At 31.4% G+C, this 18,577-nt stretch carries 9 protein-coding genes and 1 pseudogene; 3 read left to right on the top strand and 7 right to left on the bottom strand.

Annotated features, from left to right (window positions below):
- Window positions 1–47: 47 nt before the first annotated feature.
- Window positions 48–3,431, top strand: a complete 3,384-nt coding sequence (locus GBO31_RS23505) for a hypothetical protein (RefSeq protein ID WP_219011071.1) — start codon at window positions 48–50, stop codon at window positions 3,429–3,431.
- A gap of 4 nt (window positions 3,432–3,435) precedes the next feature.
- A complete protein-coding gene (locus GBO31_RS27100) occupies window positions 3,436–8,472 on the top strand; it encodes a DUF6443 domain-containing protein (protein WP_246615975.1) in 5,037 nt (1,678 codons plus the stop codon).
- A gap of 294 nt (window positions 8,473–8,766) precedes the next feature.
- On the opposite strand, the pseudogene GBO31_RS27095 reads toward GBO31_RS27100, so the two are convergent.
- From GBO31_RS27095 to GBO31_RS23460, 7 genes and pseudogenes are all read right to left on the bottom strand, one after another.
- A pseudogene (locus GBO31_RS27095) lies at window positions 8,767–9,879 on the bottom strand (S41 family peptidase).
- Between the two features lie 574 nt (window positions 9,880–10,453).
- Window positions 10,454–11,725: an amidohydrolase family protein gene (locus GBO31_RS23485; protein WP_219011067.1), complete on the bottom strand. Its 1,272-nt coding sequence runs from the start codon at window positions 11,723–11,725 to the stop codon at window positions 10,454–10,456.
- Window positions 11,726–11,775: 50 nt separating this feature from the next.
- Entirely contained in the window at window positions 11,776–14,118 is a 2,343-nt protein-coding gene (locus tag GBO31_RS23480) for a TonB-dependent receptor (RefSeq protein WP_219011065.1), read from the bottom strand.
- Between the two features lie 140 nt (window positions 14,119–14,258).
- Complete coding sequence (locus tag GBO31_RS23475; protein ID WP_219011064.1) at window positions 14,259–15,350, bottom strand: helix-turn-helix domain-containing protein; 1,092 nt, start codon at window positions 15,348–15,350, stop codon at window positions 14,259–14,261.
- A 160-nt stretch (window positions 15,351–15,510) separates the two neighbouring features.
- Complete coding sequence (locus GBO31_RS23470; RefSeq protein WP_343211344.1) at window positions 15,511–15,870, bottom strand: adenylate/guanylate cyclase domain-containing protein; 360 nt, start codon at window positions 15,868–15,870, stop codon at window positions 15,511–15,513.
- A 49-nt stretch (window positions 15,871–15,919) separates the two neighbouring features.
- Complete coding sequence (locus GBO31_RS23465; protein ID WP_219011061.1) at window positions 15,920–16,063, bottom strand: hypothetical protein; 144 nt, start codon at window positions 16,061–16,063, stop codon at window positions 15,920–15,922.
- Between the two features lie 187 nt (window positions 16,064–16,250).
- Entirely contained in the window at window positions 16,251–17,393 is a 1,143-nt protein-coding gene (locus tag GBO31_RS23460) for a helix-turn-helix domain-containing protein (protein ID WP_219011060.1), read from the bottom strand.
- Window positions 17,394–17,812: 419 nt separating this feature from the next.
- On the opposite strand from GBO31_RS23460, the gene GBO31_RS23455 reads away from it, so the two are divergent.
- Window positions 17,813–18,061, top strand: coding sequence for a hypothetical protein (locus GBO31_RS23455; RefSeq protein WP_219011059.1), 249 nt, complete (start codon window positions 17,813–17,815; stop codon window positions 18,059–18,061).
- Window positions 18,062–18,577 lie beyond the last annotated feature (516 nt).

The raw sequence follows: 18,577 nt of genomic DNA, 5'->3' as shown, positions 1-18,577 counted from the left end.
TTACTAATACTTTGGAATACAAAAACAATCAAAAAATAATTCACTTTATGAAAACTTTAGTGTTGAGCATTATTTTAATGCTTATATCTATAGTATCTGTGTTTTCACAGGAACTACCTAAGATTACTCCGCCTTCACCCGAGGCATCTTCAATGACAAAGTTTACAGATGTACCTGTGACTTTAAGTAATGGAGCAGCAAATATATCTGTTCCTATCCATACCATAAATTTAAAAGGGATTTCCATTCCTATAGCTTTAAACTACCATACAAGAGGTGTTAAAGTAGATGAAATAGCATCTAGAGTCGGAATAGGTTGGGCTTTAAATTATGGTGGCATAATTTCAAGAACTGTATTAGATAAACCAGATGATGGTGGTAGATGGGGATACTTGAAAAAAAATCATGAATTCGAATATATAGATTCTACAACACAAGAAGCAGTTTTTAATGATTATTGTGCTTCAGATGGTCAATTGGATCTTGAATCCGATGTGTTTAATTTAAGTATGGGAGATGTATCTGCTAGTTTTTACTTCAGTCAGTCTGATATAAATAATCCTATCCTTAAAAAGTTTGATGATATTAAAATTACTGCAAAATGGGAAAATGGAATCATTGTAGGATTTATAGGAAAAGATAAAACAGGAAATACATTTTATTTTGGTCAATCAAAAGATGGATCTATAGAGTATTTTTCTGAGAAAGAAGTGGATAATACATCCGTATATAGAACTACAGGAGGAATAGAATATGGTATAGGAAACGAGCAGATATATAAGACATATAACTCTTGGCATCTCATAGAAATCGAAACTATTTATGGGGAAAGGGTGGAGTTTGTTTATGAAGCAGAAACGGTAAACTATGTTAGTAAATTTTATGATTCATACATTCCTCAAAATCCAGGATCGCCAGATGCGTGGTTGAACGGTTGGAGACCTATTAATGAAAGTCAAAAACAATGTATGTTCTCTAAAATTAGAGAAAAACAATATCAATTAAGTGAGATAAGATATGGAAATGGAAATAGCCCAAAAGTAAACAAAGTTTTATTTCATAAATCAAGAAATTCTAGATTGGATTTAACTGGTAGTTTCGCTCTAAGAAGTATTGAAGTTAGGGATCTGAATGATAAGTTTATCAAATCTTATGATCTAAATTATACTTATTCTCATAATACAGTCACTTCAGGGTATTTGACATCATTAGTTCAACTTGATCCTCAAAGTCATTATCGATTAATGCTAAGTTCTGTTCAGCAAAAAGATGAAAACAATAACTTTTTACCTCCTTATGAATTTGAATATGACGATCAAACATTACCAAATAGATTTTCGAATTCTAAAGATGTTTGGGGATATTTTAATGGACAAAATAATGGGCAATTTTTAACATTAAATCCGTATAACCCCTTAATTCAGCCCAATAGAGAAATTCACTTGGATAAATCCGAAGCTGGAATATTAAAAAAAGTAACTTATCCAACAGGTGGATATAGTGTATTTACTTATGAGCATAATGTCGCTAAACCTTCATATAGTATGAGTGGTTTTTTAACCTATGATTTTAATCCAACGAAATCGGGTAATGTTGGTTTATCACATATTGAATTTAGGACACATTACGACGGTCAATTTTATGCAAAACCGTTTACAGTARATAATATAGTTCGAGATAAAGTAACCACAAATATTTGGTTTGATGATGAAAGGTATTGCTTAGAAAATGTATGGGAAAGAGGTTGTAAATTTAGAGTTACCATTGCAAATAGTAACGGAACTTCATTTATGGAGCTTTTTAAAGGCCAAAATCAAGTTGTTTTACCTAATGGAAATTACGTACTCAAAGTAGAACCTAAGGATAACGCGCATACACCACTAGATCTAAATGCTCTTGATGGTTTCAGTGTATCCTTAAGTTGGAGAGAAGCACTTGCAAGTACCAATGATTTAGTATATGGACCGGGAAAAAGAATTCAAAAGGTGGAGTTTTTTGATTCAGATAATAAGCCTATTTCATCAAAAGAATACGAATATACAAATCCAGATGGGACTTCTAGTGGAGTATTAATTGGTCTTCCTGATTTTTATTCTGTAGCGGCTTTATCGCAACCCAACTATCAATTCCACACCGGTGTAATGGCAGGTAGTAAAACCAATATTTATCAAACAAATCAAATTGCGTATGCTAATGTTACAGAATACTTGGGAGAAAAAAATAGTAATGCAGGAAAAACCAGACATCAATTTACGGCCTTTTTAGATGGAGGATTATTTTATAGATATCCTTATAGTACTCCAAATGATAACGGTTGGTTAAGGGGGAAAAATATTAAAACTGAATACTACAAATATAATAGTGCCTCAAGTGATTATACGTTGATAAAAGAAGTTGAAAACAAATATCTATATGGAGGTTCTCCAGATGAAAAAGTTTTAACCGGTGATTTTATAAAGTTTGACTATAATCCTAATCAAATTAATTACCATAAGTTCATCAAGTTTGTTCCTATACATACGAAAACCATTTTTAATAATACTTCTGGAGGTATAGGAGAAACTGGTTGGAACTCTGCAAGTATTGAGATTTGTACTTTTCAAGACAATCTGATTCACTACCGAACTTCAGGTACATTCGATCTATTAAGTACTACAGAACGTAATTATTTGAATGGTAAAGTTCTGGAAAGTAAAACAGAACACTCTTATGATTATAGTAGTCATTACCAGTTAAAAAGTAGCGAAATGACAGATAGTAAAGGAGATGTTTATAAAACTGAAAATGGGTTTAACCAAGCTTTAATGAATTTAAATAGAGTACAACCAGTTACTTCAACTGCTTACAAAAACAATACAAAATTAAGTGTTCAGCATACATCATATGCTAATTTTGGACAAATTTTATTGCCAGAAAAAATCCAAACTAGTAAAGGTAATCAGATAATTGTTGAGGATCGGGTAGTATATCATAGTTATGATGGAAATGGCAATCCTGAAAGAGTTAGTAAAAAAGGAGGTGTCTCTGTCTACTATCTTTGGGGATATCATGGAACACAACCAATTGCTAAAATAGAAGGAGAAGCGTGTCAATACATTTATCAGCCGAATAAGAGGAGATATGTGCTTAGCTGTTCAAGAACAAACCAGCAAAATCAAGCAATTATAGATGCGATTAATGCTTCAAATGTAGATCAAGATGAAGCTACTGAAAATATACTACGCACTCATTTAACAACTTTACGCAATGTTTTTCCCGAAGCACAAGTCACAAGCTTTACATATGATCCTATGATAGGAGTAACCAGTATTACTGATCCAAGAGGAGAAACGGTGTATTATCACTATGACAACTTTAACCGATTAGAGTTTGTGAAAAATTCGAAAGGTGAGATTTTAACTGAACAGAACTACAACTATAAAAACCAATAGCAAGATGAAAAAGATATTTATAATACTGCTACTCTTTCCGTTTGCTATGTTTTCACAAAGTCAAACAGAAAACTATACCGAAACAAGAACATATAAAATACCTACCACCACTCCGATTATAGAGTATGATAAAGATAAAGTTTTGTCTACGGTTCAATATTTTGATGGATTAGGTAGGTTAAAACAAACTGTGGGTGTTGAAGCAGGGGGAAAAACAGTTTCTAAAAATGTAATTCCGATTGATTGGACACTAAACAATACGGGACCTACAGATTTTTATACTGCTGGTTCTGCTACAGAAAACAAAATAATTAATGGGGCAACACCATTTGGAAATACAGATTTGGTATGGGAGTGTATTCCGGATGCTGCATCTAATTTTGATGGTGGATGGAATACTCGATTTTTCTCCATTGATAATACAAAGACCTATCAATACGCGGTTTGGGTTAAACGTACAGGTTCTCAAGCTGGAACTACCTATCATGGTACTCAAAATGTAAATAATCTAAATGGTACAGAAAATAGCAACCCATATTTCTGGGCTGGTGATTTACCGCAACTAAACACTTGGTATCTTATGGTTGGGGTTATACATCCGCATAGTTATACAGGTGGTGATATAGGAGTGAGTGGTGTATATGATATAAATGGTAATAAGGTAATAGATGGAACCGAGTACAAATGGCGTCCTGGACTAAATCAAACACGCTTTAGAAATTACTTATATTATTGTACAGATACAGCAGTACGTCAATACTTTTGGAGTCCAATAGCTCAAGTTGTTGATGGAACAGAGTTGTCTATAATAGATATGGTAAGAAGAAAATCTACATTTATTACTGAAGAAAAAGCAAGTGACATCGTTACACATGTTGCCTATGATGATTTTGGTAGACAAGTAAAAGAATATCTACCGTTTGCTGATCAAGCTAATAATGCTAATATTAGAATAGGGGATATAGAACAAACCACTCAAAGGTATTATCAGCAAAAGTATGAAGCAGATTTTGCAGGAGTATCCTTACCAACGGATATTAATGCTTATAGTGAGAAGGACATAGAAGATTCTCCTCTTGGTAGAGTCAACAAACAAGCAGCACCTGGTACAGATTGGAAATTGGGGAATGGTCATGAAATCAAATTTGATTATGATGCAAATTTGGCGAATGAAGTTAAAATTTACGAAGTAACTACCAGTTTTGCTAACAATACCTATATACCAACATTACAAGGTGGAACTACCTATTATACACAAGGGCAGTTATACAAGACCGTGACTAAGGATGAAAATTGGATGTCTGGACAGACTTATACATATGATCATACCACAGAAGAATTCAAAAATAAAAGTGGACAACTTATCTTAAAACGTACCTATAATAGAAATCAAAAACATGATACGTATTATGTATATGATGACTTTGGAAATTTAACCTATGTGATTCCACCAAAAGCAGAAGGAACGATTTCAAAACCAAATACTACTACGTTAAAAGAATTATGTTATCAATATGTATACGATTATCGTAATCGATTGGTCGAAAAGAAAATCCCAGGTAAAGATTGGGAGTATATCGTATATGATAGTCAAGACAGGCCAGTATTAACGCAAGATGCCAATTTAAGATCGAGAAATAAGTGGTTGTTTACAAAGTATGATAAATTAGGAAGAGTCATATACACTGGTAAATGGACAGATGGAGATCATTTTTCAAGAGCTGAACTACAGAATGAGGAAATCATAAATGACACCAGAGTTAATGAAGATAGAACTACTGCGGTACAGAATTATGCAGGGCAAAGTTATAATGGAATCCCAATGTTTTATACCATGATACTTCTTCCAGATTCTGATGTTGAATTACATACCGTAAATTATTACGATACTTATGTGGATGTACCAATAGGTTTTTCTGCTCCGGTAAGTGTATATGAGCAAGATGTTACCACTAGGACAAATGGACTGGCTACAGTATCAAAAACACGTGTGTTAGAATCTAATAGTTGGATTACCACAATTACCTATTATGATCAAAAAGGTCGTCCAATTTATGTGTACAGTGATAATCCTTATTTGGGAACTGTAGATATTATGGAAAGCAAGCTTGATGATTTTACAGGGAAAGTATTAGAAACCAAAACTACCCATAAAAAAACAGGAAAAATAGATATCGTTACGGTTGACCGCTTTGAATATGATCATATGGATCGATTGGTGAGTCAAACCCAACAAATTAATAACCAAATATCTGAGCGTATTGTAAAAAATAACTACGATGACTTAGGTCAGTTGGAAAGTAAAATGCTGGGTAATGGAACCAAAGCAGGATACACAGACGTAACTAGTGGACTTACAATTAGTAATAATGAGATCACCAAAATAAGTGGTGGTGGTTGGGCCGTAGGTTTGGCAACCAAGGGAAGTATCGATGGCAATGGATATGTAGAGTTTATAGCTAACTCGGATAATACTCCTATGATGATAGGTTTATCCAATAGTAATAGCAATGCACACTATTCTACAATTAATCATGCGATCTACCTGTATTGGACCAAAAGGCTGATCATTTATGAAAATGGTAAACATAAAGGAGAGTATGGCAAATTTGTAAAAGGAGATGTTTTTAGAGTAGAACGTATTGGTAATACCATCCATTACAAAAAGAATGGAGAAACCTTTTATGTTTCTAAAACTGCTTCTTTTGGAAGTTTGCTAGGGGACATATCAATGCATACTAATGGTGCAAAAATCAAGAACTTTAAAATTGTAGACAATAATCGTGGTTTGCAGAAAGTGGATTATGACTATAATGTGCATGGTTGGTTAACCGCTATAAACGAAGATGGAAATAGCGATAATGATCTGTTTAATTTTAGCTTAAAGTATAATACAGGTAGTGAGGCTGCTAAGTATTTGTATAATGGAAATATTGCGCAAACTACTTGGCAAACACAAAATATCGACCCTGGCACTAAATCTTATGTTTATAATTATGATGCGTTAAACAGGATTATAGGAGCACATGGAACTGCCAGTGACAAATATGATTTGGATGAAATAGGCTACGATAAAAATGGGAATATTTCTAATTTAGTTAGATTGGGGCACACAAATCAGGAAGCAACTGTTTTTGATGTAATGGATGATCTAACGTATACCTATGATAGTGGTAATAAATTACTAGCAGTAAATGATCATGAAGGTATTCCATTTGGTTTTAAAGATGGGAATACCAATGGTAATGACTATAGCTATGATACTAATGGTAATATGACCAAAGATTGGAATAAAGGAATTTCTGACATCTACTATAATCATCTTAATTTACCTACTGGTATTGACTTTGGTGCTATTGATGATAGCACTATTAATTATGTCTATGATGCTACAGGGGTGAAGTTGAAAAAATATGTAGTAAATGAAACTACAGGAGCAGAAACAGAAACTTTATACGCAGGTAATTACGTTTACGAAAACGGAGAATTACAATTCTTTAATCATGCAGAAGGGTATGTGCAAAAGGATAATTTAGGAAAATACAACTATGTTTATCAGTATAAAGATCATTTAGGTAATATCCGTTTATCATTTACCGATAGTAATGATGACGGTGAAATCACAACACCAACTACAGAAATCTTTTATGATGATGCTAGTAATACGGCTGGATGGGATAGTGTAGGAGCTTTGTATGGTTCTTCTGCTATTATCGATGGTAAACATACCGTATCTGGCAGCAAGGCAATCAAATTATCAAAAAACGGTTCAGGAGAAGTATACGCCCATAGCAATAATTGGATTACTATAAACAATACTGTGGTTACAGATTATATCTTTTCTGGTTGGATTTATATAGAGGCCCCAAGTAGTGCATATGGTAGAATCTTGTTATTTATGAATGAGAATGAAGAAACAGGATACTCTACGCAGATAGCAGAAGCCCCTAGATTGCGTCAAACAAACAGATGGTTGTATGTAGAAAAGCGAGTAACGGTACCTGCTAATATCGATAAATTGAATCTGCGTTTAGGTATCTATACAGGAGGCTCCAAAGTAGAAGGTTGGTTTGATGATTTACGTATTACCAAAGTAAATGATGCCTCCTATAGCGAAATTTTAGAAGAAAAGAATTATTATCCTTTTGGATTACCACAAAAAGGATATAACACAATGATTTCTTCTCATGGGAATAGTGCAGCACAAAAGTTTGGATTTACAGGAAAAGAGCATCAAGATGAATTGGGACTTGGATGGATTGATATTACAGCGCGTAATTATGACGCAGCTTTAGGTAGATGGATGAATATCGATCCATTAGCAGAAGAAATGCGCAGACACAGTCCCTATAACTATGCTTTTAACAACCCTATTTATTTTATGGATCCTGATGGAATGAAACCTCAAGATTGGATAAAAAATTTGGAAACAGGTGAAGTGAAATGGTATGATCAAAAGGGAGACTATGCTATTTCAGCTGCTGCCCAAAAAGATGGTAATTTGGATCAAGGGTCTATTTTGGGTCTTTCTGACGATGTAAAAAGTAAATATAAGAATCTTGGAGAATTTTTCTTTGGAACTAAAGGAGAAACGTTCTCAGATCAAATACAAATACTAGAACAACAGAACGAATATTTAAGAGAAGTTTCTAATGCTATAAATGAAAAAGCAGGGGTTGAGTATACTGGAAAGGATTTTATTTCGAAAGACCTAACACATATGGCTTTAAAATCGATTTTCATGGAGAATGTGTCTTCTCAAAAAAATGTAAATAATCTACAAACAAAAGTTGATGACTTTATAATGAAGAAAGTTAAAAGTAAAGCAGAAGGCTATGTGACAGGTAAGCTTGAAAAGTGGTCAAAATTAGGTAAGAAAACAATGCCAATTTTTGAACAGTTATTGAAATCACAACCTGCCGGAGATGGTACTAGAAATTCTGAATTTAGACGAAAAGCAGTTAATGCATTTAATAGTAAAGTAAAGCCTTTATTAACATATAAAACTTTGGATGCTATTTCAAAGCATCAATATAATTGATGATATATTAACTATTGAACTAGCTCGGAAATCATTTCCGAGCTAGTTTTTTATAGAGATCGTTTTTAAACCTGTAAATGTTGCTTTCTAAATTTAGAAGGTGTTACTCCTTCAAATCGTTGAAAGGTTCTATTAAAAAAAAGTCATAAATTCTAGACTATCTTCGAAATAATTATGGATTCAATTTCCTCTTGATTTTTTATGATTATTTTTTTTAAATAATTAGATCGTCTCCTATAAAATACGAGCAGTTATCTATACGATACATATATGATTTTCTAGTCATAAGTGAATTTATATATTTGTTAATTCTAAAGCTTGTTTTAAGGCAAACTCTGAATTAACTTTTATCTCTGGTATTGTTCCATGCCTATTTTTATCACTTGCTCCAATACGATAAAAATGTTTCGAAGAAATCCCGATATTTAATTTAGAAAAAGGAAGTTCTACATTTATTACTTCACCAAATGAAACAGCATGTCCACCAGTTTCTTGTCCAATAACTGTTCCCATATCATAATGTTTAAAGCACCAAGAAAAATCAGATGCAGATGAGTAGGTTTTTGTATTAATAAGTAAATATAAACTGTTTGAGTAACGCAAAGGTTCATTACGGAGAGGATGTAACTGCGCTATGTTAGTTGTTATCTTTCCATTAGGAATCGAGTTGCTTTGATTATAAAATGTTGAATCAATATACCCTTTTTTCAAATAGTATTCATAAGCCTTTTTCTGTTATTTGCCTGATTTTGCTAAGGATTTATAGTATTGATTAAAAGGTTTGTTTGCTATGTATTGAAATAGTTCATCCCCAAGTTGAGAATTACCTCCACTATTATCTCTTATATCAATTATAAGATGTTCTGTATTAAGATTTGAAATTTTGGTAAAAGTTTTGATCAGAAACTCTTTGAAGGATGCAAGATCTCTAAAGGAATTGAAATCTATGATACATACCTTACCATTATTAAGAAATTTTGCAGAATAGTTGTTTGTAGATATATCATTAGGATTGTTTTTTAGTCTTTTGTAGGATTTAAAATCTATTCCTTGGACATAATGTACACTTTGTTTATTGTTGGATTCAATCTGAACCTCATAAGATCTGCAAAATCCAAATTGACTATAGAATAATTCTGATAATGTATACTCAATTCTTTTAATTTTAAACTCTTTTGTCTCTCCACTCATTAAGTCAACAGAAGAGTCTATTAATTGCTCAGTATGAATTCCATTGACCGCAATAACTTTTGAGCCCTCTTGAATAGTAGAATCAGAAGACGCTTGTATAAGAATCTCTTTGTCTTTATCATTTATAGTAGCTTTAAAGGGTAAAAATTTTTGTTGAAGTCGATAATACTCTCTAGGAAATTTAGCAAAAGTGTGGCCGTCATTATAAAGACCCATTAATTTACTAACATTGTTATAGTGTTTGTAAATTGATATACTATCATTAATAATAAGACTCTTTATTTTTTCAAATTCAGAATATATCAAAGGTTTTGAAACATAATTATATGGGTTAGGATGAACCTCTTCTATATATTTTTTTAGTGTGTCTATCTCTGAAAGTGCTTCCTCTTTAGAAATCAATGTTTCTTCAAAACAAGCTTTCTGACCTATATTCTTAAGCGGGTTCATTGCGCTTAATGCTGATAAGAATAAAACTCCTAAGAATAAACTATAATTTTTTCGGTTCATAGTTTTTATATACTTAATAATTAATAAACTTTAAATGTGGGAATGATTTCAAACTAAATAAGAATTCATATCAATTCTGGTTATTGTTTATTTATCAATTTTCAAATTGAATTATTCTATTAACTAAAATGATATTTTGTAGCTTATGTTTGGGATAATTATGGCTTCTACATTTGTATACCGCATTCGTTTATTGGTTACCTATACTATTTTTTTTGTATTTGGAAATTCTCGTTATATTTTATAGAAGATATTTATGGAGTAGTATCCTAATAGTTGTTTATTCTAATATTTCTCCTTGCTTAACTTTAAGAACAATAGAATTATTTATTTCTCTTATATCTGCCAAAGGATCAGAATCTAAGACTAAAAAACTTGCTTCAAAACCTTCTTGCAAATGACCAATATTTCTGTTTGGGAGTGTTGTCTTTGCAGCATTTTCAACCCACATTTTTAGAAGTTCAAGATTGCTAAAAATGTTTAAATCGTAAAGGAGTTGGAATTCGCCAACTGAATTGTCATTAAACATATCAGATCCAATAGCGAGAGTTACTTTTTCTTCTTTAAATATCTTTAGATTTTGTTTAATATTATCAAGTAAATCTGTGTAAAGTGAATCTTCTTTTTTTCTGTTAATCAATGATATTGTAGTGGTAACAACCGTATTCTTTTTCCTTGCTAAAACTACATCTTCTCGAGGTACTATATTACCGTTAAATATCTCAGGGAAGTGAGCAATTTCGTCCACACCAGATTTAACTGCTACATGAAAATCATGGGCGGTTTCCACATGCGCACTTACCCGTAAATTATTTTCATGAGCTTTTTTAACAATTATAGGAACTAGAGCTGGATTTAAACCTTTTTTTCCAAAAAAAGTAGTATCATTTTTTCGTTTTTCATATTCTTCAGAATGAAGAAGCATTATTTTAATAAAATCAGGTTTAAAAGATAAAATATGGCTCCATTTATTTTCTAAATCGTTCTGATTATCTATCGTAAAAAAACCATGTGATTCGATATCATCTAATGTGTCAAAGAGACCTTCAAACCAACCTGATTCAAGAAACCATTCACGTAATGCTACAGGATGACCACCAGTTGCTGTAAGAGGCGCATGAGCCATACTAATGTCTATTCCATTTGGTTTATTGTAATGATGCATCAATGGGTCAATCTGTTTTTTTATGGAAGAAAGTTGTTTTACATAAAATACACCATTTTTAAGGTAAGAGTTAATCCGTTTTTCTAGCTGGAATGCGCTTTCCAGATTATGGTTATGTGCTTCAGCAAATGGAGGAATGACATACTTCCCTTTTAAGTTTATAATAGTATCATTTAATTCATTTTTATTCTCAAACGATAATATACCGTTTCGAACCCATGCAGTTTTCTTTTCAAAAGTGTTTCCGTTGAACCAATTGCCATTTTTCAACTCCATTGTTAAGCTCTTGGGATTGATATAAGATTCTTTTTTATCTGTATTTTCTTTACTCTGACACGAGACTAGGAAAAATAGTACGATAAGAGTATAATAAACATTAGTTTTCATAACATGGTTTTTTATATGTTTTGTAAAAGATTTTTATTTTGATCTACTAGTTAAAAAGCTATTTTGTAGCTTATGTTTGGAATAATTATGGCTTCTTTAAATTTATCAACTGTATTGGTTTGTAGATTAAATCTGTGACCTTGAAATTCTTCAAAATTTGTGGCATTTAAAACCTTGAGAGATAGTCTTTGAGTGGATTTTTGTTTATTCCATTCATAGTTAATAGTAAAATCGGTTAAGAATGCTGTTTTTGCCTGTTGAGTAAATGGATTTGCATCATTATACACTACATCACTTTGTAATATTGATGCTTGGTTGTCTATCGGCGAATATCGATTACCTCCTTGTACACTCGCTCTAATATTAATTCCTAATAAACTTTGTTTGCTTTTACCAAATCTAAATTCCTTACCAGCCAGCGCTGTAATTAAAAAGCTTTTGTTAAACCTTGTGTTGAACCATTCATTGGTATCAGTTTTGTATTTCGAATCAAATATGGATCCAGATATCAAATAATAAAACCCATTATTCATATATTGTTCTAAGGTGATGTCTATCCCATAATTTTGTCCTTTACCTGCATTTATATATCTGTCTGTAATAAACCAATCTTGTTCCAAGTTTATAAGAGAGGTAGTGGTATTAGTCACTATAGGAATGTCAAATAAATATTGAAAATAAGGCTCAACTTTTAAGTGTAAATTTTTTGAAATATTCCAATCGTATGCCAGTACAAAATGATGAGCTTTTGAAAGTTTTAATTCTCTATTGGCTTGGACATTATTGATATCTATGGTTCTGGCGAAGTAAATATTTAAAGGTTCTATCCTGCTATGCAGACCATAACCAAAACTTACTGCATTATTTTCATTAATTTGATGGCTTGTACCTAATCTTGGTTCAATAGAAATGCTGTTATTTAAGCTAAATAGCTGAGCATTAATGCCTAGATTGAGTTTCCATTTTTTAAAAGACAAAGAAGATTGAGAATATAAGGATACTAATGAACTAAATCCATTTTCGGAAGCTATGGTGTTCAAAGTATTTGTGTTTTCATCCCTTTCTTTCAAATCGATATGATAAGCCAATCCTCTATAGGTTATTCCTGTTCTATGAGTATGTTTTGTACTAAATTTTTTGTTTAAATAGGATTTGAATATGATATTATAGTGATTATTGTTTATTTCGTTTTCAGGCTGTAATTGTGATTGACTGTTTAGTCTATCAGTTTTTAAACTGATGCCATTTGTCGAAGTTGAAATAGTCGTGTTTAAATACGCAGAATTTTTAAGGCTTAATCTGTTATTTATACCAAAAGCACCCATGTATTGACTTACATCTTGTTGTTCGATATCTTCATAATACACTTGATTATTGAGATCTTTTTCTGGTAGTGTTTCTGAATTATCTACCAAACCAATTCCCCAAACAGAAAACAACCCTGCTTTTTTTGTTGGTAAATTTAGTTTGAACGATATATCCTGATAATTTATATCTCCTGAATCATCTGGTAGTAATGGAGAAATAAGACCTAGAGTTGAGTATCTATAATTGGCTAGGTAAGAAGCACCTTTTTCTTTTTTACCTAGAGGACCTTCAGAAGTTAAATCTATGCCTATTAGACCGGCTTCTATACTATGTTCGTGATCAACAGAGTTTCCATTTCGCATTTTTATGTCAAAAACACCTGATAAAGCATTGTTATATTCAGCGGGAAAAGCACCAGTAAGAAAATCAGAGTTGGCTAACAAATTACTACTTAATGCTGTTAACCCACCACCACCAAAAGCACTTAAATTTGCAAAATGGTTAGGGTTGGGTATTTCTATACCTTCAATTTTCCATTGTAAATATTTGGGTGCATTACCTCTAACAATAATAGCATTATTACCAACGTTACTTGTAGCTACTCCAGGGAATGAAGATGCTAAACGAGCAGGATCGTCAAAACCTCCTGCATATCTACTGGCTTCTTCAACGCTTAACATTCTTGCGCTTACCGTTGCCATTTTATTAATTGGTTTTTCTTTCCTTGTTTTAGGGCGTATAATAACTTCGTCCAGCGCATAAGGACTTTCTGTTAATTCAATAGTTAAGTTTACTTCCTTAGCCGAAGTAACCACTATTTCTGGGATTATTAATGGTTCATATCCTAAGAAAGAAACTTCAATATTATAACGCCCCACAGGTATGTCTTCGAGTATAAAATTACCTTCAATATCTGTAGTAGTTCCTATAATTGGTTGGACGTTCAAAATCGCAACCGTAGCATATGGAATTGGCTCTTGAGATGCATTATCGAATACATGTCCTTTGATAGTTTGTGTAAACTCTTGTGCTTTTACTACTGTTATAAATAATAGTAATAACCAAAACAAATTTTTATTAAGCATAATTAGTTATGTTAATTTTGAGATACAAAACTAACTAGTGAAGTATGCTAAATTGTTCGTTTTTATATAAGAGAACCTATTTTTTAATAAAAATGTAAAATATTGACAATCAATTATTTAAAATAAAAAAAGGTTTGTTTTTATAAAGTAGAACGTGATTTTTTATATTCTGAAGGTGTTTGGTGTGTAAATTTTTTAAAAGTAGTATTGAAAGCAGTTTTAGAATTAAAACCAGATTCGAAAGCAATACCAAGAATGGATAAGTTGTCATTACTCTTATTGGCAAGAAGTTCTTTTACAAGTTCAACACGATATTTGTTTACAAACAAAAAAAAGTTTTTATTAAAACCAACATTTATCAAATATGATAATTGATGTGGGCTTAAATTAATTAATTTGGAAAGGCTGATTAATGATAAATCCGAATCCAAAAATGGTTTATCTTTTTCCATTATTTTAATAAGTTTTTCTTTTAAAAATATCAATTCATCATCATCGATTACTTTTTGCCGCTCAATATTGGTTTGGCTTTTTGTTTGTATAATTTGAATACGCTCGGTTTCATTTAGCGTAAAAATTTCTTTCTGCTTTAGTGCATTAAAAGCGATGAAAAATATTATAAATAATACAAAGGTGTTAGCGAATAAATTTAAGTCGTTTTCACTAAAGAAAATGTTGTACCCTGCAATAAAAAAAGATAATGCTAACAAAGCATAAATGATGTGTTCCAGCCATTTGAGATCTATCTCGACAGTATTTGAAGAAAATAAACGAATACTTTTTTTATGATGTTGAATCTTTATATAAGAATACGTAATAAAGTATATGGCTTGTAATACAATAAGACTGATAAGCGCAGTAAATAAGGTTTTATTGGCCGGGTATTGTTGTTCAAATAGGAGCACTATTAGCAAAATAAAAGGGGAGATGAGATGTAACAAATCTCTTTTTTCAAATCTATAATCAGGATTGGTAAAATATACTGTACTGTAATAAAAAACTACAGGAGTTAGAAATTGAAAAAATCGGACTGGTAAAAAAGAAGAAATATCCTGAGTAAAATCAAGCTTTGTGAGTTTTAAAATTTCATCTAACCAAAAAGTAGAAAATAGAAGTGAGAAAATACCAAGCCAAAAATTAGCTTTTTTATTCGCGTTTAACGGATTTGTAATTAATACAAAAAATAGTAAAAAAAGCCCACCAAATATTAAAATTACAACTATTGTATTCATTCGTTCCAATACTATTTTTGACTTCCTAAGTAAAAATAAATATATCGAAAAAGAAATTTAGTATAATTATAGAATATTTTTAAATCTAAAATCTTAATCTGTTTTACTTAATATATGTGATTGCTATTCTAGAATAAGCTTCAATATTATGTTTGGATCACTAAAAATCTGTCGAATCAGTGGCCTCTTTATTAACCGCATATATTTTTACATTGCTGTTTTTTCCTTTTAAAAAGGTATCTCCAATAAAATCAAATTCCTTATTACCAGATAATAAGTTGAATAATTCTTCAGATATCAGAAATTCTTTTTCAAAAGTACTACATTGACTTTGAATCCTAGACGCGGTATTTATCACATCACCATGAAATGCAATTTCTCGTTTTATTTGCCCAATCTCGGTCATAACTATCTTTCCAATGTGGCAACCACATTTAAATTTTGGGACAAGGTTGCATTCAGTTTTATAGTAAAGAGCTTTTTTTGTTAATGCGTTTTGATATGAATAATAGAATTTAATAATATTTTGAATTTTTAAGCCCTTTTTCCGGTGTCCAAACTAATACGACTTAATCTCCTACATATTGATAAATCTCTGCACCAAAATCTTCTGTCATATCTAACTGATCAAAGCAATCCTGAATAAGTTGACTATACTTCATATGTCCAATCTTTTCTGCAATACTGGTTGAAGAGTTGAGATCAAGAAACATTATTATTCTATCAACTTCCTTCGGTTTATAAAATTCCCAGCTCTACGAAGTTTATAACTTCGTAGCAACATCGGTTCTTTTAACCTTTGTAACTTTAAAGGTGTCAATTTTTTGAAGAGTTTATGAAAATGATTTATGAACTAGTTCTGAAATCATTTCTGAGCTAGTTTTTTATAGAGATCGTTTTTTATACCTGTAAATGCTGCTTTCTAAACTTAGAAGGTGTTACTCCTTCAAATCGTTGAAAGGTTCGATTAAAACTGGTTTTAGAGTTAAAACCACATTCCAGGGCAATAGCTAGTAATGTGTACTGAGAAAAAGAAGGACTTTTGATTTTTTTCTTTACTTCTTCTACTCTAAAACGATTTACATAATCATAAAAACTCACCTTCATATATTGATTCAATAGATACGATAGTTTTTTATCAGAAATGTGGAGTTTTTCAGATACAGATTTTAAAGATAAGTCTGGAGTCAGGTAATACTGTTCTTCCTTGATTAATTGATTCAATTCAGTATATAATGCATCCATCTCTTCAGGATCATAATTGGTTTTATTAGGGGTAGCATTTGTGACTTCTTCTTTTTGTGTAATTGCAGATAGTATAACATCTACTTCTTTTTTTAATAAAAACTCCGGTAATAAGAGCTTCGTTTGTGAAATACCTTTGTAGGCTAAATACACAATCAAAAAAACGACAAAAAGAGCGATAATTCCAATCGCTGAATTGATATCTCCAAAAACTACTTCATAAATTGTGATGCTAATATCAATACCAAAGATTAAAATGGTACAGTACAAAAACTTTTGTAACCAATTTAAATCATTTGGATTTATATGTGCATAATAGAGTTTTACCAATTTTTTCGTTCTGGCAAGGGTTTTAAGAGCGATGACACAGTAAATCAATGAATAGATATTGCTCAGTGCCCAAAGATTTTCCAACCCTTCACGTAAATGTCCAAACGTATCTGGTCGTTGGATCAAACTGATTAATTTTGGGATACTAGCAAAAAGAAGGTATAGTATCGGGATGATAAAGTGCTTGTAATTGTCTTTAATAATATGTTTTGTAGGAAAGAAAATAGCTCTTACATACAAATACAAAAACGGACCAATACTTATCGGGATCGTATCCTGAAATAAAAAGGCCGTATAAAAAATAGTTTCATACTCATTTATAAAACCAAAAAAAGAAATTTGAGTAAACAAAATCCATGTAAAAATGACAAAGAGTATTTTGAAATGAACCTCTTTTAATCCATTTTTCCATAAAATATAAAGTAATAATGCATTAGCGAGTATGCCTAAATGAAGAGCAAAATCCATAAGGGGTAGTTGAGTTGTAAGTTTTTTATAAATGACGAAAATTCTGACTATTAATTACATGTTTTATAATTGATTGTTATTGAAATAATTAATTTAAAAATTATTATTGTTCAAGTTGTAAGCCCGATAAACTCTTACCGAGTAACCCCAATGATAAAATCGTAAAAAAGTACCACATCTTCTTTTGGTACGAATTTAACAGAAATTTAGTAGTACTTAGCATACAATTAAAATCAATCATATTGATATCTCAGTTAGAAATATTAATAATTAAAACGAATGTTTGTTTTATGGATTCCTGAGATGCAATTTTATCGTTGGAAATTTTAGGTTGACCATACATGAGTTATAGTTATAAGACACAAACCTTGAGTGTCTTAAAATGTTCAAGGGCTAGTCAGTTTTTTAAATTATTACTTATGAAAGAATCTTTATTGAGTTTAGGAAGAGAATTGCAAAAAAAAGAACAAAAACAAATTAAAGGAGGAAACCTTAATCAAATAGGATCAAGCCCTTGTGTGGGACCTATTGGTAAAAGTTGTGTGCCAGGCGCTAATGATTGTCCGGATACAATGATTTGTAGTGCTTATGCAAGTATTGATAGCTTTAGTGGTGCTGGTACTTCGGTATCTTGGTATGATGTAAAAGCAGAATGTATTTGCCTTTAATTTTTTGATAATGGTACAATTAAATTTTGGTTAAACGTCAAGCATGATTTTATATAAAACTCAAAATTTATTTGCGCTTTAATAAAATATATCAAGGTTGGGGTATAAGGGTTGAAAAATTAGGTGTAATATATAATAGGGGAATAGGCAAAATAGTATATTACACCAGACCCTTATGTGTTTCCTGGAAAATACACTTTAACTAAGAAAAATAAAAAAAGCTATGCGTGGGGCATAGCTTTTTGCATAATATGACGATGCGAATTTTGGGGATCAATATGTTTGAGTATTCTTGTATGTTTCTTTCTAGTGGCAACTCTTGGTTACTTATTTTATGTTTCATACAAACTGTACTAATTATCATAACTCTGGTGTAAAAATACTATGCATTTCAAGAAATTATGCTTGGATAAAGATGAGCGAAGTGTTGGTGTAGACCAAATATAATTTACTGTCGTTTAATAGGAGTTTACTGCCATTTGGTAGATTTTCTTACTAAAAATAGCCCATAGATAG

Source organism: Aquimarina litoralis, from assembly GCF_019295435.1.
In the GTDB taxonomy this organism is placed as follows: domain Bacteria; phylum Bacteroidota; class Bacteroidia; order Flavobacteriales; family Flavobacteriaceae; genus Aquimarina; species Aquimarina litoralis_A.
Note: the sequence above shows the minus strand (reverse complement) of the source record. Positions and strands in the feature narration are given on the sequence as shown.